At 70.3% G+C, this 20504-nt stretch carries 24 protein-coding genes and 3 pseudogenes; 11 read left to right on the plus strand and 16 right to left on the minus strand.

Features of this window, described 5'->3' with window-relative positions; genetic code table 11:
- Positions 1–40: 40 nt before the first annotated feature.
- Positions 41–268 carry a twin-arginine translocase TatA/TatE family subunit gene (locus tag OHU89_RS05240; RefSeq protein ID WP_405640233.1) on the plus strand — a complete coding sequence of 76 codons (228 nt, stop codon included), beginning with the start codon at positions 41–43 and terminating at the stop codon, positions 266–268.
- On the opposite strand, the gene OHU89_RS05245 is transcribed toward OHU89_RS05240, so the two are convergent.
- Positions 263–1240, minus strand: coding sequence for an ABC transporter substrate-binding protein (locus OHU89_RS05245; RefSeq protein ID WP_405640235.1), 978 nt, complete (start codon positions 1238–1240; stop codon positions 263–265). The two genes, OHU89_RS05240 and OHU89_RS05245, sit on opposite strands and share 6 nt — an antisense overlap.
- A 185-nt stretch (positions 1241–1425) precedes the next feature.
- Between OHU89_RS05245 and ppk2 the strand changes: the two genes are divergently transcribed.
- A complete protein-coding gene (ppk2, locus tag OHU89_RS05250) occupies positions 1426–2229 on the plus strand; it encodes a polyphosphate kinase 2 (RefSeq protein ID WP_405640237.1) in 804 nt (267 codons plus the stop codon).
- A gap of 16 nt (positions 2230–2245) precedes the next feature.
- Here the strand turns inward: ppk2 and OHU89_RS05255 are convergent.
- The 4 genes and pseudogenes from OHU89_RS05255 to OHU89_RS05270 form a co-directional block, all read right to left on the minus strand.
- Positions 2246–2647 (minus strand): annotated as a pseudogene (locus tag OHU89_RS05255) (carboxylesterase/lipase family protein); the annotation flags it as partial.
- Positions 2648–2677: 30 nt separating this feature from the next.
- Positions 2678–3619, minus strand: coding sequence for an LLM class flavin-dependent oxidoreductase (locus tag OHU89_RS05260; protein WP_405640239.1), 942 nt, complete (start codon positions 3617–3619; stop codon positions 2678–2680).
- Positions 3616–5322 carry an amidohydrolase gene (locus OHU89_RS05265; RefSeq protein WP_405640241.1) on the minus strand — a complete coding sequence of 569 codons (1707 nt, stop codon included), beginning with the start codon at positions 5320–5322 and terminating at the stop codon, positions 3616–3618. The genes OHU89_RS05260 and OHU89_RS05265 overlap by 4 nt, the downstream gene beginning before the upstream one ends.
- A gap of 38 nt (positions 5323–5360) precedes the next feature.
- Positions 5361–6245 carry an ABC transporter permease gene (locus OHU89_RS05270; RefSeq protein WP_405640244.1) on the minus strand — a complete coding sequence of 295 codons (885 nt, stop codon included), beginning with the start codon at positions 6243–6245 and terminating at the stop codon, positions 5361–5363.
- Here OHU89_RS05270 and OHU89_RS05275 point away from each other — a divergent pair.
- Positions 6223–6627: a response regulator transcription factor gene (locus OHU89_RS05275; protein ID WP_405640246.1), complete on the plus strand. Its 405-nt coding sequence runs from the start codon at positions 6223–6225 to the stop codon at positions 6625–6627. The two genes, OHU89_RS05270 and OHU89_RS05275, sit on opposite strands and share 23 nt — an antisense overlap.
- Here the strand turns inward: OHU89_RS05275 and OHU89_RS05280 are convergent.
- The 3 genes and pseudogenes from OHU89_RS05280 to OHU89_RS05290 form a co-directional block, all read right to left on the minus strand.
- A complete protein-coding gene (locus OHU89_RS05280) occupies positions 6596–7141 on the minus strand; it encodes an ATP-binding protein (RefSeq protein WP_405640248.1) in 546 nt (181 codons plus the stop codon). The genes OHU89_RS05275 and OHU89_RS05280 overlap by 32 nt on opposite strands.
- A 161-nt stretch (positions 7142–7302) precedes the next feature.
- Positions 7303–7521 (minus strand): annotated as a pseudogene (locus OHU89_RS05285) (transcriptional regulator); the annotation flags it as partial.
- Positions 7455–8066, minus strand: a complete 612-nt coding sequence (locus OHU89_RS05290; protein WP_405640250.1) for a helix-turn-helix domain-containing protein — start codon at positions 8064–8066, stop codon at positions 7455–7457. The gene OHU89_RS05290 and the pseudogene OHU89_RS05285, both read right to left, overlap by 67 nt.
- A 36-nt stretch (positions 8067–8102) precedes the next feature.
- Here OHU89_RS05290 and OHU89_RS05295 point away from each other — a divergent pair, with 36 nt between their 5' ends.
- Positions 8103–8324, plus strand: coding sequence for a hypothetical protein (locus tag OHU89_RS05295; RefSeq protein WP_405640252.1), 222 nt, complete (start codon positions 8103–8105; stop codon positions 8322–8324).
- Here OHU89_RS05295 and OHU89_RS05300 read toward each other — a convergent pair.
- Positions 8305–8886 carry a carboxymuconolactone decarboxylase family protein gene (locus OHU89_RS05300; protein ID WP_405640254.1) on the minus strand — a complete coding sequence of 194 codons (582 nt, stop codon included), beginning with the start codon at positions 8884–8886 and terminating at the stop codon, positions 8305–8307. The genes OHU89_RS05295 and OHU89_RS05300 overlap by 20 nt on opposite strands.
- A 69-nt stretch (positions 8887–8955) precedes the next feature.
- On the opposite strand from OHU89_RS05300, the gene OHU89_RS05305 reads away from it, so the two are divergent.
- Together OHU89_RS05305 and OHU89_RS05310 are read left to right on the plus strand one after the other, a co-directional pair.
- Complete coding sequence (locus OHU89_RS05305; RefSeq protein WP_405640256.1) at positions 8956–9318, plus strand: winged helix-turn-helix transcriptional regulator; 363 nt, start codon at positions 8956–8958, stop codon at positions 9316–9318.
- A gap of 195 nt (positions 9319–9513) precedes the next feature.
- Positions 9514–10296, plus strand: coding sequence for a DUF899 family protein (locus OHU89_RS05310; protein WP_405640258.1), 783 nt, complete (start codon positions 9514–9516; stop codon positions 10294–10296).
- Positions 10297–10363: 67 nt separating this feature from the next.
- Here the strand turns inward: OHU89_RS05310 and OHU89_RS05315 are convergent, their stop codons facing one another.
- From OHU89_RS05315 to OHU89_RS05325, 3 genes are all read right to left on the minus strand, one after another.
- Positions 10364–12022: a cellulase family glycosylhydrolase gene (locus OHU89_RS05315; protein ID WP_405640260.1), complete on the minus strand. Its 1659-nt coding sequence runs from the start codon at positions 12020–12022 to the stop codon at positions 10364–10366.
- A gap of 243 nt (positions 12023–12265) precedes the next feature.
- Complete coding sequence (locus tag OHU89_RS05320; protein WP_405640262.1) at positions 12266–13009, minus strand: GntR family transcriptional regulator; 744 nt, start codon at positions 13007–13009, stop codon at positions 12266–12268.
- A gap of 193 nt (positions 13010–13202) precedes the next feature.
- Positions 13203–14861, minus strand: a complete 1659-nt coding sequence (locus OHU89_RS05325; protein ID WP_405640264.1) for a hypothetical protein — start codon at positions 14859–14861, stop codon at positions 13203–13205.
- Positions 14862–15028: 167 nt separating this feature from the next.
- On the opposite strand from OHU89_RS05325, the gene OHU89_RS05330 reads away from it, so the two are divergent.
- The gene (locus OHU89_RS05330; RefSeq protein WP_405640266.1) at positions 15029–15955 is read left to right on the plus strand and encodes a GNAT family N-acetyltransferase; all 927 of its coding nucleotides are present in this window, start codon (positions 15029–15031) and stop codon (positions 15953–15955) included.
- A 65-nt stretch (positions 15956–16020) separates the two neighbouring features.
- Complete coding sequence (locus OHU89_RS05335) at positions 16021–16746, plus strand: class I SAM-dependent methyltransferase (protein WP_405640268.1); 726 nt, start codon at positions 16021–16023, stop codon at positions 16744–16746.
- On the opposite strand, the gene OHU89_RS05340 is transcribed toward OHU89_RS05335, so the two are convergent.
- Positions 16722–17363 (minus strand): class I SAM-dependent methyltransferase, encoded by a 642-nt coding sequence (locus tag OHU89_RS05340; RefSeq protein WP_405640270.1) that lies wholly within the window; start codon positions 17361–17363, stop codon positions 16722–16724. The genes OHU89_RS05335 and OHU89_RS05340 overlap by 25 nt on opposite strands.
- A gap of 205 nt (positions 17364–17568) precedes the next feature.
- Between OHU89_RS05340 and OHU89_RS05345 the strand changes: the two genes are divergently transcribed.
- Together OHU89_RS05345 and OHU89_RS05350 are read left to right on the plus strand one after the other, a co-directional pair.
- Entirely contained in the window at positions 17569–17748 is a 180-nt protein-coding gene (locus OHU89_RS05345; RefSeq protein ID WP_405640271.1) for a hypothetical protein, read from the plus strand.
- 13 nt (positions 17749–17761) lie between these two features.
- Positions 17762–18220, plus strand: a complete 459-nt coding sequence (locus OHU89_RS05350) for a hypothetical protein (RefSeq protein ID WP_405640272.1) — start codon at positions 17762–17764, stop codon at positions 18218–18220.
- A gap of 43 nt (positions 18221–18263) precedes the next feature.
- Here the strand turns inward: OHU89_RS05350 and OHU89_RS05355 are convergent, their stop codons facing one another.
- Positions 18264–18806: a LysR family transcriptional regulator gene (locus tag OHU89_RS05355; RefSeq protein ID WP_405640274.1), complete on the minus strand. Its 543-nt coding sequence runs from the start codon at positions 18804–18806 to the stop codon at positions 18264–18266.
- Between the two features lie 154 nt (positions 18807–18960).
- Here OHU89_RS05355 and OHU89_RS05360 point away from each other — a divergent pair.
- A pseudogene (locus tag OHU89_RS05360) lies at positions 18961–19282 on the plus strand (hypothetical protein).
- A 3-nt stretch (positions 19283–19285) separates the two neighbouring features.
- Here OHU89_RS05360 and OHU89_RS05365 read toward each other — a convergent pair.
- Both OHU89_RS05365 and OHU89_RS05370 read right to left on the minus strand, forming a co-directional pair.
- Positions 19286–19738 carry a flavodoxin family protein gene (locus OHU89_RS05365; protein WP_405640276.1) on the minus strand — a complete coding sequence of 151 codons (453 nt, stop codon included), beginning with the start codon at positions 19736–19738 and terminating at the stop codon, positions 19286–19288.
- A 46-nt stretch (positions 19739–19784) separates the two neighbouring features.
- Positions 19785–20483 (minus strand): hypothetical protein, encoded by a 699-nt coding sequence (locus OHU89_RS05370; RefSeq protein ID WP_266897115.1) that lies wholly within the window; start codon positions 20481–20483, stop codon positions 19785–19787.
- Between the last annotated feature and the right edge of the window lie 21 nt (positions 20484–20504).

Consider the following 20504-nt stretch of genomic DNA (forward strand, 5'->3'; position numbering starts at 1 on the left):
CCTCCGACTCGGCGACACCGTCTGATCCGGAGGGATCCTCATGTTCGGACTGAGCGAGCTCGTCATCCTTCTCCTCGTCGTCATCGCCGTCCTGGCGGCGAAGAAGCTCCCCGAACTGACCCGCTCGGCGGGCAAGTCGGCGCGCATCCTCAAGGCGGAGAAGGATGCCGTGGACGACGGCCCGACCGAGGAACGAGCGGACCCCGAGGTGATTCAGGGCGAGATCGTCACGCCTCGCCCCCAGGACGACGACACGGCTCGGTCATGAGAACAGGGTGTTCAGGTCGGGCTTCTTGTCGCCGAACAGGCCGTCCTTCTCGCTGAGCGCGGCCAGCTTCTCCAGGGAGGCCATGTCGACCTCGGCCGGCCAACTGGGGAGGATGAGGTTCTTCAGGACATCGCCGCTGATCTTGGTGTAGGTCGTGAGGATCTGGCGGGCCTCGTCGGGGTGGGCGGAGGCGTACTCGAGCGACTCCGTCATGGCTTCGGTGAACTTCTTCACCAGGTCCGGGTTCTGCTGCGCGAACTGTGCCGAGGTGAAGTACGTCGCCACGGTGAGCTTGGGGTCCGTCTCGGCGAACGGTGAGGCCACGACGCGGGCGCCCTGCGCCTTGGCGACCGTCTGCGCGGGTTCGCCCATCCAGGCGGCGTCCACCCGGCCGTCGTCCACGGCGGCGGGCATCTGGTCGAACGGGATCTCGACGAACTTGACCTTGGAGGGGTCACCGCCGGCCTGGCGCACCGACTCGCGCACCGTGGTGTCGCCGATGTTCTGCAGGGTGTTCACGGCCACCGTCCGTCCGGCGAGGTCCTTGGCCGTCTTGAGGGGGCTGTCCTTCTTCACCATCACGGCGGTGACGTCGCCGCCGACCTTGCCGTTGGAGGCCGCCCCGTTGACCACGGACTTGACCGGAACGCCCTTGACCTGGGCGACCATCAGCGAGGTCGTGTTGCTGAACCCGAACTTGAACTGCCCGCTCACCACACCGGGGACGATCGCGGCGCCGCCCTGGGCGGGGACCATCTCCAGCTTGATGCCACGGCTGCTGAAGAAGCCCTTCTCCTGCCCCAGATAGAGCGGGGCGACGTCGACGATCGGAATGATGCCGACCTTGACCGTCGTGGTCTTGCCACCTCCCGAGGATGACGAGTCGCTGCTGCCCGAGTCCGAGGATCCGCATCCGGCCACGGCGACGAGAGTGATCAGCGCTGCACCGAACCCGAGTATGCGCCTTCGCATGGGCTCCTCCTGGGGGAAGGGGTGGGGGAAGAGACCACGGCTGTCCTGGTGCGGCTCGACCAGCCCGGCTTATTTGTGCATTTTCGCGACGGCCGCAATCTACACGCCACACTTCGCACTGTCAGTACTCTGGACAAGGCTCCGTCCACGATGCGCGGTCACCGCCCGGACAGTACGGTGCTGGCATGGTCGGCGAGAAGGCGGAGAAACTGCCGCGCAAGGTGTACGAGAAGGAACTGCTGCGCCTGCAGACGGAGTTGGTGAAGCTGCAGGAGTGGGTGCGGGCCACGGGGACCCGGCTGGTCGTCGTCTTCGAGGGGCGGGACGCGGCGGGCAAGGGCGGCACCATCCAACGGGTCTCCGAGCATCTCAACCCGCGCGTGGCACGGATCGCGGCACTGCCCAAGCCGACCGAGCGCGAGCGCGGTCAGTGGTACTTCCAGCGCTACGTCGAGCATCTGCCGGCCGCCGGCGAGATCGTGCTGTTCGACCGGTCCTGGTACAACCGGGCCGGGGTCGAGCACGTGATGGGCTTCTGCACCAAGGAGGAGCACCAGCTCTTCCTGCGCCAGTGCCCCGTCTTCGAGCGGATGCTCGTGGAGGACGGCATCCTGCTGCGCAAGTACTGGTTCTCGGTGAGCGACACCGAGCAGCAGGAACGCTTCCGACGCCGGCTGGAGGATCCGCTGCGGCGCTGGAAGCTGTCTCCGATGGACCTGGAGTCGATCACCCGCTGGGAGGCGTACTCGCGGGCCAAGGACGACATGCTGGTGCACACCGACATCACCGAGTCCCCGTGGTACGTGGTGGAGAGCGACGACAAGCGCCGTGCCCGGCTCAACACGATCGCCCATCTGCTGAGCTCGGTGCCCTACGACGAGGTGCCACCGCCGGTGCTGGAGCTGCCCGACCGCCCGGGATCGACCGGCTATCAGCGCACGCCGCGCGATCTGCAGACCTATGTCCCCGATCACGCGGCACGCCTGTGACGCACGCCGGGTGGGGCTATGCCGTCGTCAGGGGCAGCGCGGTGAAGGTGTGCCCCTCCCACAGCCGGCGTGAGGCCTCCTCCGGGTAGGCGGCGACCGTGGGTTCGGTGTCGAGGAGCCGGACGAGGCGATGGTCGGGATCGTAGGCGGGCCAGCCCGGGTCGCCCGTCGTGGCGAACGCGGTCCAGGAAGACCGGATGTGGGTGGAGAGGGTCTCGGGCGAGGGGGTGGGTCCGATCAGCATGGTGCCGAGACCGTTACCGTCGAACACGCCGAAGGTCAGGGGTACGTCCAGCCCGTGACAGGCGCCGAGTGCGCCGCCGTTCGCGGGGGCCGACCAGGTGAGGTCGTAGACGTGCGCCCGGCCGCCGCCGGCCACCTGCGCCTGGGCCAGACGCAGTGAGGGCATACGGAAAACTAATCCACCTGGAGAACATAGGACACCCCCTCACCTCGTAAAGGCCTCCACCCGGCGCATCACGTCGCGGCAGAAAGCTCCCACTCCTCCCCCGTCGTCGATGAACTGGTTCGGCTTGACGCAGAAGGTCGTGAACCCCGCCTCCAGCTGTTCCGGGATCGACGCGAGAGCTGCGCCCAGGTCCGCCGGAGACCGATCGTCGGGGAACACGGCCTGGGTGCCGCCGATCATCTCCAGGTCGGCGGCGTCCCGGCCGGCCGCGGTCATGGCCTCCTCGAGGGCCCGCAAGTCCTGCGGGGCGGGGCGGCCCAGCGGATGGAAGCCGTGACCGTACTCGACGAGTCTGCGCAGGACGGGGCCGTGCAGACGCTGTCCGCCGAACCACAGGCGGGGGCCGTCGGGGCGGTGGGCCTTGGGTTCGAAGTAGACGTCCCGGAAGGGGTAGTGCTCGCTCTCGTGGGAGATCGGGGACGGACCCCACGCCTTCGCCCACACCTCCAGGTGTTCGTCCAGCAGACGCCCGCGGCGGCCGAAGGGGACACCGAGCGCGTCGTACTCGTCCTTGCTCCAGCTGACCGTCGGCTGCACCAGCAGCCGCCCCTCGCTGATCAGGTCGAGGGTGCCCAACTCCCTTGCCATCAGCAGGGGATGGCGCAGCGGTGCGAGGACGGCCGCGGCGGCCAGCCGCAGGCGCTCGGTGACGGAGGCGATGGCGGACAGCAGGAGCAGGGAGTTGGGCCAGGGGGTGTACGGGTCCTGGTTGCCCGGGAGTGCGTAGTCGCGTGGGTTGCCCATGATCCCGTCGGCGGCCGCGTCCGGGCCGAGCACGATGTGTTCGCTGACCATGACCGCGTCGAAGCCGGCGTCCTCGGCCTCCCGGGCCCAGCGGACGGCGGCGGGCAGGTCGGCCCGGCCACCGGTGAGGGTCCAGTTCTCGCTGGGGACGAGCAGCATGCGGGGCGCGGCGCTCATCGCACACCCCGCTCGTGGACCACGCGCCCGTCGAACACCGTCAGGTCCACCTGTACGTCCGTGATGTCGTGCGGGTCCAGATCCAGCAGCGGCCGGTCCAGGACGCACAGGTCGGCGACCTTGCCGACCTCGATCGACCCCTTCCAGTCCTCGGCGAAGTCCTGGCGGGCCGGGTTGATCGTGTACGCGCGCAGGGCGTCGGGGAGCGGTACGCACTGCTCGGGGCCGCTGGCCCGGCCGCTGGCCTTGGACTCCCGGAGCATCATCGCGGCGACCCCCTGACGCCAGTCGGGTTCCGTGATCGGTGCGTCGGAGCTGGCGCAGACCGTGACCCCGGCTTCGAGGGCGGAGCGCACGGGCCACTGGTAGGCGGAACGTTCGGGACCGACAACCTCGTCCATCAGGTCGGAGACGGTCCACTTGATGCCGGGGTTCATGTTGACGCCGTAGCCGCGCGCGGCGAGCTTGGCGAGGCTCGCGGGGCCGACGAAGTCACCGTGGATGACGTAGTGCCGCGCCTCCGGGCGGGGCGCCGCCTCGTGCGCGGCGACGAAGGCGTCGACGACCTCGTCGATGGCCCGGTCGCCGGTGACGTGCACGCCGAGCTGGTAGCCGGCCTCGTGCGCGACCAGGATCATCTCGCGTAGTTCGCCGGCCTGGAGGGCGGGGGTGTCGCCGTGCACGCACAGGGCGCCGTGGCCACCGTCCGCGTAGGGCTCGGTCATCCAGGCCGTACGGTTCGGCGGGACCCCGTCGGCGAAGATCTTGACGCCGATCGCCCGCAGGAGCCGCTCGTCCGCGGAGGCGGGGTGTCGCAGTTCGGCCAGTCCCTTGCGTACGTCGTCGGCGGAGCCGCCCATGGGGGCGGGCAGCAGGAGGACACTGATCCGGGCGTCCAGGGCGTTCTCCTCGGCGAGTTGGGCGTACGCCGTCCAGTTGTCGGTGCTCAGTCCGCCGAACAGCGAGGTCGTGCCGCCGGCGCCGAGGCCGGGCTCGGTGTAGCTGGTGATGCCGCGGGTGTGGAGTTCACGGATCACGCCCGTGATGGCCTCGCGGCGCTGGGCCACGGTGGGGCTGGGCAGCTCGGCCTGGACGAGCCGCTGGGCCGTCTCGCGCAGGACGCCGGTGGGCTCACCGTTCGGGTCGCGGTCGATGACACCGCCCGCCGGTTCCACGCTGTGCGCGTCGATGCGACAGCCGCGCAGTGCCTCGCTGTTGACCCACACCATGTGCGAGGAGAAGTCCGTCAGACAGACCGGGTTGTCCGGCGCGACCGCGTCCAGGTCCCGGCGGTGCGGGAAGCGGCGCGGATCCGCGAGGCACTCCGCGAGATAGCCCGGGTCCCAGCCCAGTCCGACGATCCACTCACCGGGCCGGGCCTCGCCCACCGCCTGCCCCACCACGGCGACGATGTCGGCGATCGACCCGACCGCCGGATGGCCGACATCGAGGGCGAACGACGGCTTCGTCAGCCCGTACGCCGCCCCGTGCAGATGGGAGTCCTTGATGCCGGGCAGGACGGTCCGGCCGCCGAGTTCGACGATCCGGGTGCCGGGGCCGGCCAGGGCGCGCATCTCGGCGTCGCTCCCGACGGCCACGATGTCCCGCCCGTGTACGGCCACACCTTCGGCCACGGCGAAGTCGCCGTCGACGGTGATGACTTGACCGTCCGTCAGGATGAGGGTGGGGGTGCTGTCGCTCACGCGATTCCTCTCGGAGATTCGGAGATGTGGGGTGGGTGTCACCGCGTCGCCCGCGGTCCGAAGCAGGCCAGGGCGGCGCCTGCCACCAGGGCGGTGCCCTGCGCCATCTGCTGCCAGAAGGTCGGCACGTTCAACAGGGTCAGCCCGTTCTGCAGGCTGCCGAGGAAGAGCACGCCGAGGAGTACGCCGAAAATGGAGCCCGATCCGCCGGTGAGCACGACTCCGCCGAGCAACACGGCGGTGAGCACCGTCAGTTCGAATCCGGCGCCGGAGGTGCCGGCGACCGCACTGTCCAGGACCGATGCCTTGATGGCCCCGGCAAGGGCCGCGGCGCCCCCGGTGACGACGAACAACGCGAACGGCATCCGGCGGACATCGATCCCGGAGAGGTAGGCGGCCTCCCGGTTGACCCCGATGGCGAAGACATGCCGCCCGCCCGGGGTGACCGCCAGGAACAACGCGCCCGCCACCAGCACGAGCCCGGCGAGGACGACCGGCGCGTCGATCCCGGCGATCCGTGATCCGCCGAGCCAGGCGAACCCGCTCCCGAAGCTGCTCAGCGGCAGCGGGAAGAGCTGCTGGGCCAGTCCGCGCACCGCGGTGAGCATGCCGAGCGTCACGATGAACGCCGACAGGCCCAGGTAGCAGCACAGGATGCCGTTCACCGCACCCACCGCCGCGCCCACGGCCAGCGCACCGAGCAGGGCGACGACCGGTGACTGGTGGTGCTGACCGGCGAGCCAGCCTCCCACGAGCCCGCCCAGGGCGAGGGTGGAGCCGACGGACAGGTCGAGGTAGCCGCTGACGACGAGCAGCGCGAGAGGTACGGCCACGATGGCGAGGGTGGCCGCGTCGGTGGCGATCCCGCGCAGGTTGCCCGCGTCGAGGAAACTGCCGGTGGTGAGCTGGAAGACCAGCACCATGACGATCAGGACGACGAGGAGCGGGTGCCGCCGTGCGGTGTTCAGGCCGCTGCCCGCGAGGGTCCGTCGCGAACGGCAGGCGGTCCTGGTCTCCGGGACGTCCACGGAACTGCCGTACGGTCTGAGTCCGCGCGAACTGGAGGTGCTCACCCGGGCCGCGAGGGGCCAGACGAACCAGGCCATCGCCCAGGCGCTGTTCCTGTCACCGCGGACCGTGCACAGTCATATCGAGCACCTCCTGCGCAAGACCGGCTGCGCCTCGCGGGCCGAGGCCACGGCCCTGTGTGTACGTGACGGAGTCCTCCGGCCCACGTCGGACGACGTGGAGCACTTCGTCGAGACCGGCGCCTTCACGGGCCGTGGCTCGAGATCGCCGCGCTGACCGTGGCGACGCGGCGCGCCAGATCGGCGGCGGGGATGTCGATGAGCTCGTAGCCGAAGGCGTGGTAGCTCTCTTCGTGGACCTTCTCGAACTCCAGCGACTCCGCGAAGCTGATCCGGCGGGCACTGGTGGGTTCACAGAAGCCCAGGTTGCGGACGAAGAACACCTGAGGCTCGTAGATCCCCTCGGCCGTGATCCGTTCGATCTCCGCGGTCAGCGACGCCGGCACCGGCCGCCCCAGGTACCGGGCGAGGGCATGGGCGCACACCGGCGAACGGTCGTACACCTGGACGGAGTTGGCCGCGGCGGCTGCCAACTGCCGCCGCCGCTGCAGCTCGACGATCTCCTCGATGAAGGATGCCCGAGTCCACGGCTCGTCCTCGCCGCGGGCCTGGGCCTCTGCGATGACCGCGGTCGCCGCCTCCTCGACGACCGCGTGTCCGAGGTCGGCGAGGCCGTGCAGGATCGACGTCTTGCCCGCGCCCGGCGTGCCGGTGAGAACGTAACGGCGCATGATTCGGAGGCCTCTCGTGCGTGGTGGAAGGGGTGGGGCGGTGACGGAGGCGGTTCCTCGACGGCTCAGATGCCGGAGACGCCCGTCATGCCCAGGGCACGCAGCAGGTCCAGTCTGCCCGCGTCACTCGTGCCGGTGGCCGCAGTGTAGGTGACCACGCGCAGGTCGGCACCGGGAACGAGGAGGACGTCGCAGTCGAGCAGGATGTCGCCGACCTCCGGATGGCGGACCGTCTTCTGTTCGGAGGCGTGCGGGGTCGCGGTGGCGGTGGCCCAGAGGTGGGCGAAGACGGCGGACCGCGCTCGCAGTTCCCCTACCAGGGTGGCAAGTTCGGTGTCCGCGGGGTAGCGGGACGCCGCGTCCTTGAGATCGCCGACGATCGAGGCCGCGAAGGCCTCCGGGCCCCCGCGGAGAGGATCGGGCGCAGGGCGGCGTGGCCCGGGCCGTCGCCGAACAGGGCGCGGGCGAGGTTGCGTTCGGCGGGTGCGACGGCGGCGGGGTCGCCGTGCAGGGCGCTCCACATCACGTTCCACCACACCAGCGTCCAGTCGGCCGCGAACACACCGATCGGTACGTCCCCGAGGCGCGCGGCGAGCCGTTGGACGCCCGGCGGCACATGGCCGGAGACCGTCCCGTCCTGCGGTGGCAGCAGCCCGGCGCCGCGGTAGAGCTGGTCGCGCCCGGTGCGCGAGAGCTGCAGGGCGCGTGCGAGGGCGCCGACGATCTGTGGCGAGGGGTTTCTGGCACGTCCCTGCTCCAGGCGCAGGAGGTAGTCGACGGAGAGGCCGGCCAGTTGCGCCAGTTCCTCGCGGCGCAGTCCCGGCGCTCGGCGGCCGGGTGTCGCGGTGAACCCGGCGTCGGCCGGGGAGAGGCGGTCACGCCAGGTGTGCAGGAGGGTGGCGAAGTCGGGCCGGGGGTCTGGCATGGGTTCATTAACGCGGGCGCCTTCGCCCGGTTCGCGATGCGACGGATCCTGCCGGCGGCGACCCTCACACCGTTCGCGACCGGCCTCGGCGAGGCGGGGCGGCACCTGGCCGACGCGGCGCTCGGCGAGACGCCGGCATCGAGCGGGGAGTACGTCGATCGCGGTCGTGTCGCGCGCTCGTCGCCGGAGTCGTACGACCCCGAGCGCGAAGCCGAGTTGTGGGAGGCGGTGGAGCGGTTCACTCGCCGGGCCGACTGACGGGCGTGGCCGGGAACGGGGTGCCCCAGGCCTCCTCCTCCAGTTCAAGTCCGTTGGCCAGGTGGCTGATCGTGCGGTACCAGCCGGTCAGCACGAGGAACTCGAGGAGTTGGGCGTCCTCGTAGTGGACGCGCAGGGCGTCCCAGGCGGGCTGTGAGAGGCGCGCGGTGTCGTGCAGTTCGTCGACGGCGGCGAGCAGCGCGGCGTGGCGCGGCGGCCAGGAGGTCTTCGCGGTGGGGTCGGTCTCCGTGGTCGCCCGGATCTGCTCCTCGGTCAGTCCCGCCTGCCGGGCCAGGGAGGCGGCGTGCACGCCCCACTCGTAGGCGCAGCCGGCGCGTGCGGTGACGCGGGCGATGACGATCTCGCGGTCCGTCGCGGGGAGCAGCCCGTGGCCGAGGAGTCCGGAGCCCAGGACGAACATCCGGGAGGTCAGTTCCGGGTTGCGGTGCAGGACACGGAACAGGGTGAGCGGCTCGTGCGGCGCGTCCGGGGGCATCCAGCGGCGCAGTGACTGGTCGATGGCGGCGGGGTAGGGCGGGTGGAGCGGTTCTATGCGCGGCATACGGCACCCTCCTGCTTCGATTTTCGAATCAGTATGCTGCTTTCAAAACCGAAGCACAAGGAGTGGGGCATGGGGTCAGACACGGAGTCCGCGACGCCGCGGCCAGGTGTGCCGGTACGCGGGTCCACGTCGGGCCGCCCCGTCATGGCGGCACTGGATCTGCTCGGCCGACGCTGGGCACTGCGCATCCTCTGGGAGCTGCACCAGAGCCCCGCGGGCTTCCGCGAGCTTCAGCGGCGGTGCGAGCGCATGTCCTCCAGCGTGCTCAGCACCCGCCTCGGCGAACTGACCGAGGCCCGTCTCCTCGCCCTGCACGACGACGCGTATCGCCTCACCCCGCTCGGTGAGGATCTCGTCGAGGCCCTGAGTCCGCTGACCGCGTGGAGTGCGCGGTGGGCGGGAGAGACGGGGGGCGAGGTGGCGGCGGGGTGAGCGCGGCAGTCGGCTCCTGAAGTCACTGGACCGGTTCGCGGCGGCAATGAGCAGCGGCTTCACCAGAGCGATCGTCACCGGGACACGTCCGGACTCCCCGTCGCGATGAGTTCCGGCCCCGTCGCGAGTCTGTTCCGGTGAGCGTCGAGAGACGTCGTACGACGCTGCCCGGGACTAGACACCACGGAGGACACCATGACGACCACGCCCGGCAACACGAGCAGCAACCTCCCCGGGAAGCCACCAATCGTCGACCTCAAGACCTGGGAGGCGGCGCGTGAGGAGTTGCTGGTCCGCGAAAAGGCGCACACCCGTGAGGGGGACGCGATCGCCGCGGCCCGACGGCGGCTGCCGATGGTCGAGTTCGACGGGGCGGTCGAGGTCGTGGGCGCCGACGGGCCGGTCCCGTTCCTCGAGCTGTTCCAGGGGCGCGACGAGCTCGTGGTCTACAAGCACATGTGGTACGACGGCGCGCCGCACCAGGGTCAGTGCGAGGGCTGCACCACCACGGCCTGGCATCTGCAGGACGCCGTGTACCTCAACGCCCGCGACGTCTCGTTCGCGATCCTGACCACGGGACCGTGGGACGAGGTGGCCTCCTACGTCGAGTTCATGGGGTACACCCAGCCCTGGTACTCGGTGCGGGACGTGGACGGGCCGGCCGGCGGGGACATGGGGTACCTCACCAGTTTCCTGCGCGACGGCGACCGTGTGTTCCTCACCTACTCCACGACGGGCCGTGGCAACGAGCGGGCCAGCACCGCCCTGGGCCTGCTCGACATGACGCCGTACGGCCGCGGCGAGGCCTGGGAGGACAACCCGGAGGGATGGCCCGAGGGGCGCGGCCCTTGCTGGTCCTGGCGCTCGGACGCCGACGGGAACCCCACCTGGGGCCCGACCGGTCGCCCCGTGGCGCAGTGGACCCGCCCCGGCGCGGCCCCCGTGGAGACCCTCGGCCGACAGGGGCACCACCACTGACGCACCCGGGTCACCGCACACGTCGACCGGCGAGGGCAGCGCCCCCGCCGGTCGGCCAGGTGTCCGGTCAGGCGGTCGTGCAGGTGCTCCCGCTGAGGGTGAACGCGGTCGGGGCCGCGTTGGTCGCACCCTTGGTGCCGATGAAGCCGACGGTGACCGAGCCGGCGGCGGGGATGGTGGAGGTGTAGGACGCGGGGCTGACGCTCACCGCGGCGCCGGTCTGGGTGGGGGTGCCTCCCCACATGTTGGAGACGGTCTGACCGTTGGCGAAGGAGAAGCCGAGGGTCCAGCCGTTGACGACGGCCGTCCCGGTGTTGCGGATGGTGATCTCGCCCTGGAATCCGCCCTGCCACTCCCCGACGACGCGATAGCCGACGGAGCAGGTGCCGGCGGGTGTGTCGTCCGTCGTCACGTTCACCGTGGCCGAACGGGACGAGCGGTTGCCGGCCGCGTCACGGGCGTAGACGGCGAAGCTGTACGCCGTCTCGGCCGTGAGGCCCGAGACCGTGACGGAGTTGGTGGTGGAGGCGGCGACCTTCGTCTCCGTGCTGCCGCTCACCCGCACGACGTCGTAGCCGGCGACGCCCACGTTGTCGGTCGAGGCGGTCCAGGACAGGGTCGTGGAGGTTGCGGTCACCGCGGAGGCGGTGGGGGTGCCGGGGGCCGTCGGCGCCTGAGTGTCGCCCGGGTTGCTGCCGCCGAAGACGGTGGCTTCCTTCGACGTCTGGGCGATGCCGTTGACGCCGTTGAAGATGCGCTGGCCCCAGGCGCTCAACTGGCTGGGGTCGAAGCCGATCGACAGGTCGAGGATCGGGTCGGTGTTGCCGCTCCAGGACCAGGCGAGATAGCCGAGGTCGAGCTGCTCGGCGGTGGCCAGCATGGTGTCCTCGTCCGGATCGCCCCACTGGTCGGCAGGGCCGCCGAACTCGCCGATGACGAGAGGGAGTTTGGCGGTGACGAAGGCGTTGAGGTAGTCGGTGATCTCCGCCGCCGTGTCGAAGACGCTGTACATGTGGATCGAGAAGATCAGGTTGCCGGTGGTGTCTGCGGCGTACACGGACTGGGCGTTGGCGCGCATGACGCCCTGCCAGTCCTGGCCCCAGTTGGGCGCGTCCACCATGATCGTGTGCTCGAAGCCGGCGGCGCGCAGCTTCTTGATCGCGGCGGTGGTGGGGGCGGTCCAGCCGGCGGGATCGGTGTTGCCCCAGGGCTCGTTGCCGATGTTGATGATGATGTAGTTCTCTTCGCCGGCGAGCACGTTCTTGAGGCCGATCCAGTAGTCGGCCGCCTGGTCGAGGGTGCCGGCCGCGGCCTCCTCGCCGTATCCGGTGGTGTCGTGCACCTCCAGGACGCAGATGAGCTTGTTGGCCTTGCACTGGCTGACAACGTTGGCAACGTCCGCGGCGCTGTTCGCGGTCCAGCGGTGACCGTCGGCGAGGACGACGCGGACGGTGTTGGCGCCGAGCGCCTTCACGTCGGCCAGGGACTGCGTCTCGTTCGGGTACCAGGTGTGGGCGTGGTTGACGCCGCGCATCACGAAGTCGTTGCCGTTGCCTTCGACCAGCCTGCCGTTGCTGATGTGCAGGCCGGTGGCCTGGGTGCCCGGTGGTTCGGCCTGGGCCAGGGCCGCGGCCGGGCACAGGGCGCCTACGACGACGAGTCCGAGGAGGACGGTCACCAGGCGCGCCAAGAGGCTCTTTCTTGTCGTGCTTCTTGTTCTTCTCACTGCGACTCCAGGGAGTGAGCGCCAAGAAACTCAGGCTCGGAAGAGGGGGATGGGAGCGCTCCCATGTAGCCACTATGCCAAGTACACGTCAATAGAAAGCGCATACACGGCTGCAATACGCTCCGACTGTCGACACCATCGGGAATGACGAACACCCTCACCCTTGACCACGCCACAGTGTCGACACTAGGAATGGAGGGCGAGCCGCGGCTCGCCAAGTGACCACCACCCAGGCGACGTTCCTCAGGAGGCGGCCGCACCCCGCTTCCGCGCGGGCTTGCGGCTGCGGGCCGCGTCCTGCTCCAGCTGCTCCTCCACCGCCCGCAGCGCCCGGGCGGTCGCCCCCGCGATCAGCGCCGACGCCAGCTCCCCGTCCCGCTCCTCGCAGGCCTGCAACAGGCGTTCCTGGTCGTCGATGCTGTAGGCGAGGCGCCCGGCACGGGTCAGGCCGAGGTGGCGCAGCATCAGGGTGCGCAGCGCGAGCGAGTCCAGGATCTGCTTCAGGGTGGCGTTGCCGACGACCTCGGTCATGCGCTCCTGGAGCTGGACGTGGGCCCAGAAGTAGGCGTCCACGTCCCCGGAGTCGGCGACCTTGCGCATACGTTCCACCCGGCCCCGCAGCTCCGCCAGTTCGGCGTCGGTGGCCCGCTGGACCAGCAGGCCCGCGAGCATCGCCAGGAGCTGTCGCCTGACCTGGTAGATGTCCCGGATGTCCTGGAGGGAGGGCGCGGCGACCCGGGGCCTGCGGCGGGCCTTCATCTCGACCAGGCCCTCCTGCTCGAGGAGCATCAGCGCCTCGCGGACGGGCGTACGGCTGGTGTCGAACCGGCGGGACAGCTCGACGCTGTTGAGGTCCTGCCCCGGTTCGAGGCGCCCCTCGATGATGCCCCCGCCGACCCATTCGGCGATCTGCGCGACCAGCGGCTCACGCCGGTCCCGCAACCGCAGCAGACGCTCCAGCACCAGGTGCGTGTCCTGATCGGTCATGCGACGACTCTCCCTGCCTGCGTCGGCTCAAAGCCGATTCAACGGTGTCGACACTATCAACATCCCCTGCAATCCCTTCCGGCCATGCCTGTCCATCTGTCGACAGGCAAACGCTCAATGGAAGACCCATGTTTCGAGCCGGTGGGGTACTACAGCACGCTCGGCCCTCCAACTGCGGCTCTTCACCCCGTGATCAGGAGCAGCAACCGGTGTCGAGGCGGCAGAAGCACGACGCCTCGATCGGTACGTCCGCCAGCGCGACGGCGATCTTCAGCTGCTGCGCCACGATCCGCGCTTCGCCCAGCTTGCCGAGCCGCACGAGGCACTCGTGGAACCCGTGCAGGGCCCACACGTTGTTCGGGTGCTGCACCGCGCGCGGCAGGGTGTCGTCGAGCCCGAGGTCGGCGCGGTAGACCGCCTCGGCCTCCGCGACACGTCCCTGTTCCAGGAGCAGGGCGCCGTAGGCGTGCCGGGTGGGCTGCATCCACCCCCACGGCTCGTCGTAGGGGAGGTTGTCGTCGAGGTCGATGGACCGCTCCAGCGCGGCGAACGCGGCGTCGAAGTCGCCCTTGCGGTAGTCGAGTTCACCGTCGAGCATCGCGGAGGCGATGGCGAGGACGTCGGCGCAGGTGTTGTTGAACAGCATGCGCGTCTCCGGCACCCGGGCCACCGCCTCGTGGAACACGACGCGCTCGGCCTCGGCCTCGGCGATCCGGCCGGTGGCGGACAGGGCGACGCCACGGGCGTAGTGCAGCATCGCGGTCGTCACGCTGTACAGCTCCGGATCGGCGGGCAGGGGCAGTTGGAGGATGTCGGCCCAGCGGCCGAAGCGGATCAGCACATGCACCCGCATGGCGAGGAAGCCCTCCAGCCAGTCGGCCATGGGCGGGCTCTGCACGCGCAGCAGTTCCTCCGGGACGGAGGCCTCCAGCTGGGCGGCGGTGTCCAGGGCGGTCCGGGACTGGCCGAGGAACATCGCGCCGTAGATCTTGAAGTGGTAGTTGTGCGACCGGTACAGGGTGTAGAAGTTCATGGCTCCGGCCCGGGCGTGGAACTTCTCGTCGGCGACGATCGCGGCGCTGTTGTCCGACACGACCCGCCGGTAGTCGCCGCACAGCACATCCAGGTGCGTGGGCATGTGCTGCAGATGACCGGCGTCGGGGACCAGTCCGCGCAGCCGGTCGGCGACGGGCAGCGCGGCCTCGGGCGTCGGGGACATCTCCATCAGGTGGATATAGAGGTGCAGCACTCCTGGATGGTGTGCGCCGGCGTCCGTCGCGAGCACGCGGTCGAGCACCGCCTTGGCCTCCAGGGTGCGGGATCCTTCCTCCGGCTCACCGCTCCTGAGGTTCCACAGCTGCCAAGGCGTCAGGTTCATCAGGGCGTCGGCGTACAGGGTGGCGATGTCCAGGTCGTCGGGAGCGAGTTCGTGGACGGCGCGCATGGCGTCGGCGTACGGCGCGTTCCACACGGAGCAGTCCTCGACGGCCTTCGCCTGAGGGTAGCGGGCGCGCAGCGCGCCGATCAGGGCCCGCTCGACGGGCGTGGCACCGGCCTGCGCCTTCTCGTGCGCCAGTTCCACCGCGGCGTGGGTGCGCTCGACGGTCCGTACGAGGTCCTCTCCGTCGAAGAACTCCCACGGCTTGTTGTAGTTGGGCCCGAGCGCGTACGCGATGCCCCAGTACGCCATGGCACAGTCGGGGTCGGCCTGGACGGCGGCCTCGAAGCAGGCGACGGCTTCCTCGTGGTGGAAGGCGTACGTCCACACGAGACCGCGGTCGAACCACAGCTGGGCCTCGGGGGACGAGGTCGTCACGGTACGGCCGTGAGTGCCGAGGTCGTAGTAGTCCATGCGCTTCCCCCGAACACGAGCCGGTCTGAGAACGGCGACGTTACCGGGTGTCTTGTTCCCGACACACCGGAGAATGGGGACAAACGAGCAACCGGACAGAGCGCATGCGGCGCCCGCCGCGCGAAATTCCGTTGCACGCTCCCCCGCCCCCCAGCACTCTGGCCCTCATGTCCTACGTCCTGCGCCCGGCCCTGCTCGCCGACGCCCCCGCGATCACCGAACTGCTCAACACCGTCGACGAGATCGAGATCGGCCGGCGCGAGACCGACCTGCACACCGTCGAGGCGGATCTCAAGCGGCCCGACATCGACCTGGAGCGCGACTCCTGGCTGGCCTTCGACGGGGACCTGCTGGTGGCGTACGGGCTGCTGTGGGACGACTCCGGGGACGAGCGCGTCGACATCGACCACTACGTGCTTCCCGACCACCAGCCGGCCGGCGAACTGCTCCTGGACCCGATGCAGACCAGGGCCCTCGACAAGGCCCGGGCCAACGGCGCGGCGAAGGCCGTGGTCCATCTGCATCTCAACACCGAGCCCACGCTCGACACAGCGCTGATCAAGGCGCGGGGCTGGCAGGTCGTACGCCGCTACCACGTGCTGCGACGCCCCCTGGACCCGGCGCGCGACCTCGCCCCAGAGCCGCCCGCCGGGGTACGGATACGCCCGTGCACGACGGATGCCGACCGTGAGCGCGTCCACCGGCTCTACCAGGCCGGTTTCGCCGAGCACTTCGACTTCCAGCCGCGCACGTACGAGCAGTGGCTGCACGACGTCGACGCCGAACTCCTCGACTGGTCGCTGGTCTGGATCGTCAGCACAGAGGAGTCGGGGGACGCCGGGTTCCTGATCTCCCGGGACGACCGGGAGGCTATGGGATGGATCCGCAGCATCGGAGTGCTGCGCGAGGCCCGTGGCCGGGGTCTGGGCGCACTGCTGCTGCGGCATGCCTTCGCCGCGTTCGCCGGGCGGGGGCGGGATACGGTGGGGCTGGGCGTCGACACGGCCAACGCCACCGGCGCTCCCGAGCTGTACGGACGTAACGGATTGACGCTTCATTTCGCCGTCGACACCTGGGAAGCGGTACTGAACTGAGCAGCGCAGCGAGCGGGTCCTCACCCAGGGCGTTCTACGACGACCTGGCCGCCGACTACCACCTGATGTTCCCCGACTGGGATGCGAGCATGGCGCGCCAGGCGGCGGCGCTCGACGCGCTCGTCGAGCACCGGCTGGGAGCGGGGCCGCGGCGCGTCCTGGACTGTTCCTGCGGGATCGGCACGCAGGCGATCGGGCTGGCCCGAGCCGGTCACCGGGTCGTCGGCAGCGACCTCAGTCCGCGTGCCGCCGCCCGCGCCGGGACCGAGGCGGCCGCGCGGGGCGTCGGGCTTGCGACGGCAGCCGGGGACATGCGCCGGCTGCCGTTCGCTTCCTCCGTCTTCGACGTCGTCGTCTGCGCCGACAACTCGCTCCCGCATCTGCTCTCCGCACCGGACGTCGCAGCGGCGCTCGGCAGCATGCGGAGGGTGCTGCGCGACGGCGGACTGCTGGTGCTCACCCTGCGGGACTACGACGAGATCCGCCGGACCAGACCCCTCTCGACACCACCCCAGGTCAGCCAGACCCCCGACGGCCGGGTGATCACGCTCCAGCTGTGGCACTGGCACGAGGACGGCGAGCGCTACGACCTGGAGCACTTCCAGCTCATCCCCGCCGGGGACGACTGGACGGTCCGACGACGCCGGACCACCTACTGGGCCCTGTCCCGCCCGCAGTTGACGCACCTCATGACCGAGGCGGGCTTCGCCGACATCGTCTGGCACGCGCCGGAGACCACCGGGTACTACCAGCCCGTCGTGACGTGTCAGGAGCGGTGGGCCAGGACGTAGGCGCGGCGGGTCTCCACCTCGTGGGCGTAGTACGTGCGTTGCAGGCTCATCTCCACGGCGAATCCAGCCGTCTCCAGCTGCTCGGCGATGCGCGTCGGGTCGAGGAAGCGGAAGTCGACGTCCACCTTGTGCCCCCACCACTCGTCCAGGTGCCGGATCTCCTCGCCGATGTGGAAGGAGAGGAGGGCGAGGCCCGAAGGACGCAGGACGCGTGCCATCTCCTCGAAGGCGCGGTGAAGTTCATCGGGGTCGAGGTGGATGATCGTGTAAAAGGCGACCACCGCACCGAACTCGGCCTCTTTCGCGGGCAGTTCCAGTAGATCGCCCTCGCGGAACTCCACCTGCGGGAAGCGGCGCCCGCCCGCCACGAGCATGCCCGGGGACAGGTCGATCCCGACCGTGTGCGCACCCTTCTCGGCGAGCCAGGCCGCCACGTGTCCGGGCCCGCAGCCCAGGTCGCCGATCGTGGTGCCCGGTTCGGTCTGTTCCAGCAAGGCGGCGAGCAACGCCTTGTCCAGGGGCTTGTGGTCGAGTTCCGCGTGGAGGCGGGTCGCGTACTCCTCCGCCACGGTGTCGTAGCTGCGGCGTACCGAGTCGTGGTGTGCGTGATCGCCCATGCGGTCCAGCATGCCATTCCGGGCTTCGTGGGCGACTTAAGTGAACGGTTAACCAGCCGTTGACACCCGTCGGCGCCGAGCGCCCAACGGGCCGGACACGGCGGCCTTCGCGGCGCGGTCGTCCTCGTCGCCTCCGACGGCTGGGACGGGGACCCTCCGCAACGCCTCGCCGCCGAGGGCCCGGCTGCGGCGCCGCGCGCACCTGGTGATCTGGCTCAACCCGCGCGCGGGACTACCCGGATTCACCCCTCGCACCACGACGATGACAGCGGCCCTGCCGTACGTCGACCTGCTGCTGCCGGCCGGCAGCTTCGCCGAACTGTCGCGCGTCCCGGGCGAGATCGCACGCCGAGGGACCGGCCGTCGGGGGCTCCGGTGCCCGTGACACTGTGTGCGCCATGGAACAGACGGAGGTGCGTGGACATGCCCTGCCCGCGCGCTTGATCACGCTGCTGCGGGAGGGCCGGTGGCAGCATCCCGGCGATGCGGAGCTGGCGCGACTGATCCCGTGGTTCGAGGACCCGCTCGACTTCTTGAAGAGCACGAAGGAGATGGAGCGGGAGTCTCGGCCGATGGACCTGTTCGCCGACGATCCGGTGTCCTACGAACTCTTCCGCCAGGTACGCGGCAGCACCCGGCCGGCTCCCGTGGAACTGCCCTGGCTGGACATCGAACAGGCGCTGCTCATCGCGGTCAACCGCAGGGCCGGTGACGACGTGGCCCTCGCGCTGGACTACCGGACCGACCCCGCCGATCCCCGTGTCGTGGGCAGCGACTTCTGGACGAACCCCCGGCAGTGCGCCTGGCGGGAAGTGGCTCCTGCCTTCTCCTCCTTCGCCGATGCCCTGGGCCTCTAACTCCACAACGTCACATGGATCGCCGGCCGGAACCGCCCCGCCGTCACCCCTGCTCCCCTGCTCCCCTGCTCCCCTGCTCCCCTGCTCCCCTGCTCCCCTGCTCCCCTGCTCCCCGCAGCATCGCCTGGGTGGCGCGGGGTGTGGTGACGAGGCGGCGTAGTTCCGCGGCGGCTTCGGTCGTCAGGAGCGTGCCGAAGCGCTGGGGGTCGTGGACGCTCAGCTCGACGTCCAGATCGTCGGCACGGCGGGCGAACAGTTCGATCAGCCCGGGCGCGGCATGCTCGGCGAAGAGGCTGGACGCGGCGATGCGTAACTGGCGGCGGCCGGAGCCTGCCCGGCGTACCTCCAGGATCGTGCGGTCCTGGAGTCCCAGGAGTTCGGCGGCGCGGCTGGCCAGCCGTAAGCCGCCGGGGGTGAAGACGAGTTGGCCGGACATGCGGGTGAAGAGGCGGTCGCCGAGTTCCCGGCGCAGATGCGCGATGTGCATCGAGATCGCCGCCTCGCTCACCGCCAGACCGGCCACGGCGGCCTTCACCGACCCGAGGCGCACGGTCGCCGAGAAGGCCCGTAGTTGTGCCGGGGTCAACGAGAACCTCCCGCGCTCACCACGGGTGACCGTCCACCTGTGACCTGGAGCTCAAATTGGCGCACCAGTTCGCCGAGGGCTACGGCCGCGCGGTGACACCTGATCTCGATGACCGGCCCCGCCCTCGTCCGCCGCGGCGCTAGCGTGGGACCCCATGATCGTATGGCTCAACGGCACCCACGGCGCGGGCAAGACGACTGGTCGCCGTGGCGGCCGCTCGGCGTCGAGACCGCCTGCCACCCCTCCTCGACTACACCGGCGGCACTCTGGTGATCCCCATGACCGTCCTGGTCGAGCAGTACTGACGCGAGATCAGCACGGGCCTCGCCCGACACGCCATCCCGGTACGGCACTTCGTCCTCCACGCCGACCAGGCCGCCCGCACGTGGCTGCACGCCGAGGCCGAGGTCGTCGGCACCACGCACATCACGCCCGCCGAGGCCGCCCTGCGGATCGCGGAGGCGGTCAAGAGCTGAGGGTCAGCCCATGAGCCCGGCGGCCAGGGTCGCGCCCAGCTCCCAGCAGACCTCGGTGTCGGACTTGGCGGGCTCTCCGGTGACCGTCACGGCGTCCGCCGCCCGGCGCCAGCCGAGGCCCGTGGTGATCGACTCGATGCCCCGCACCGCTCCGGTGACGTCGCTGCCGCCGTGCACGTAGTAGCCGAAGGGCCGGCCCCGCGTCTCGTCCAGGCACGGGTAGTAGACCTGGTCGAAGAAGTGCTTGAGGGCACCGGACATGTAGCCGAGGTTCGCCGGGGTGCCCAGCAGATAGCCGTCGGCGGCCAGTACGTCGGAGGCGGTGGCCGCCAGTGCGGCCCGCCGGACGACCTGGACGTCCTCGATCTCCGGGGCCGTGGCGCCGGACACGACGGCTTCCAGCATCGCCTGGCAGTTGGGCGAGGGGGTGTGATGCACGATCAGCAAGGTAGCCACACCCCGAACCCTGCCGTCGGCCCGGCGTCGCACGCAAACGCGGCGGCTACTTCTTCACCTCACCGGTGAAGATGGAGGTCTCCGACTCGTAGTCGGGTGCCACCTCGATCTGGAGGAAGTTCTCACCCTTGGGAAGCTCGCATCCCCAGGGCACGGAGAGGGACCGGCCGGCGAGGATGCTGGTGTCGGGCAGTCCGTCGAGTCCGTCGTCGTAGATGGCCTCGCCCTCCTTGCCTTCGTCGCCGTAGGCGCAGTTGACCGTCATCATGCTCGCGTCGACCTTCTTGTCGGACCGGTTGACGATCTTGATCGTGAACTTGGCGTACGGGGTGTTCTCGGGCGCCGCGTAGTCGCTGGAGACCGCGCGGGAGAACTTGGACAGGCTGATCTCCACGTCGTTGTCGTAGACGATCGTGTCGTCGAACCCGTAGGAGTCCTCGCCCGCTTCCTCCGCGGTCGCTTCCTCGGTGGGCTCGTCGGAGTCGGTGTCCGCCACCGTGTCACCGGAGTCGGCCGGGACCGTCCTGGTGACGGTGACGGTCGGTGCCGCCTCGGCCTCGCCGTCGCCGCCGACTCTCGCGGTGACGACGGCGGCGAGGACCGCGGCCACCACCGCGGCCGCGGCGGCGACGAGGACCGTGGTGGTCCTGTTCGGGCGCTGAGGCGGCTGCGGCGGCGGCAGATAGCCGGGCGCGGGCGGCGGAGTGTAGCCCGGCATGGGCGGCGGTGTGCTGTCGTGGCTCATGGTCCCCCCAGGGATGGTGCT

It is taken from the genome of Streptomyces sp. NBC_00019 (genome assembly GCF_045041015.1).
Lineage (GTDB): Bacteria > Actinomycetota > Actinomycetes > Streptomycetales > Streptomycetaceae > Streptomyces.

Excerpts from the sequence above, each read along its gene's own strand:
- OHU89_RS05295 (WP_405640252.1), top strand. The coding sequence starts at position 8,103 with ATGCGACGGATCCTGCCGGCGGCGACCCTCACACCGTTCGCGACCGGC.
- OHU89_RS05325 (WP_405640264.1), bottom strand. The coding sequence starts at position 14,861 with ATGGACTACTACGACCTCGGCACTCACGGCCGTACCGTGACGACCTCG.
- OHU89_RS05340 (WP_405640270.1), bottom strand. The coding sequence starts at position 17,363 with ATGGGCGATCACGCACACCACGACTCGGTACGCCGCAGCTACGACACC.
- OHU89_RS05270 (WP_405640244.1), bottom strand. The coding sequence starts at position 6,245 with ATGGTGCTGGTCTTCCAGCTCACCACCGGCAGTTTCCTCGACGCGGGC.
- OHU89_RS05320 (WP_405640262.1), bottom strand. The coding sequence starts at position 13,009 with ATGACCGATCAGGACACGCACCTGGTGCTGGAGCGTCTGCTGCGGTTG.
- ppk2 (WP_405640237.1), top strand. The coding sequence starts at position 1,426 with ATGGTCGGCGAGAAGGCGGAGAAACTGCCGCGCAAGGTGTACGAGAAG.
- OHU89_RS05350 (WP_405640272.1), top strand. The coding sequence starts at position 17,762 with ATGGAACAGACGGAGGTGCGTGGACATGCCCTGCCCGCGCGCTTGATC.
- OHU89_RS05280 (WP_405640248.1), bottom strand. The coding sequence starts at position 7,141 with ATGCGCCGTTACGTTCTCACCGGCACGCCGGGCGCGGGCAAGACGTCG.
- OHU89_RS05305 (WP_405640256.1), top strand. The coding sequence starts at position 8,956 with ATGGGGTCAGACACGGAGTCCGCGACGCCGCGGCCAGGTGTGCCGGTA.
- OHU89_RS05370 (WP_266897115.1), bottom strand. The coding sequence starts at position 20,483 with ATGAGCCACGACAGCACACCGCCGCCCATGCCGGGCTACACTCCGCCG.
- OHU89_RS05330 (WP_405640266.1), top strand. The coding sequence starts at position 15,029 with ATGTCCTACGTCCTGCGCCCGGCCCTGCTCGCCGACGCCCCCGCGATC.
- OHU89_RS05335 (WP_405640268.1), top strand. The coding sequence starts at position 16,021 with ATGTTCCCCGACTGGGATGCGAGCATGGCGCGCCAGGCGGCGGCGCTC.
- OHU89_RS05290 (WP_405640250.1), bottom strand. The coding sequence starts at position 8,066 with ATGCCAGACCCCCGGCCCGACTTCGCCACCCTCCTGCACACCTGGCGT.
- OHU89_RS05260 (WP_405640239.1), bottom strand. The coding sequence starts at position 3,619 with ATGAGCGCCGCGCCCCGCATGCTGCTCGTCCCCAGCGAGAACTGGACC.
- OHU89_RS05245 (WP_405640235.1), bottom strand. The coding sequence starts at position 1,240 with ATGCGAAGGCGCATACTCGGGTTCGGTGCAGCGCTGATCACTCTCGTC.
- OHU89_RS05240 (WP_405640233.1), top strand. The coding sequence starts at position 41 with ATGTTCGGACTGAGCGAGCTCGTCATCCTTCTCCTCGTCGTCATCGCC.
- OHU89_RS05310 (WP_405640258.1), top strand. The coding sequence starts at position 9,514 with ATGACGACCACGCCCGGCAACACGAGCAGCAACCTCCCCGGGAAGCCA.
- OHU89_RS05300 (WP_405640254.1), bottom strand. The coding sequence starts at position 8,886 with ATGCCGCGCATAGAACCGCTCCACCCGCCCTACCCCGCCGCCATCGAC.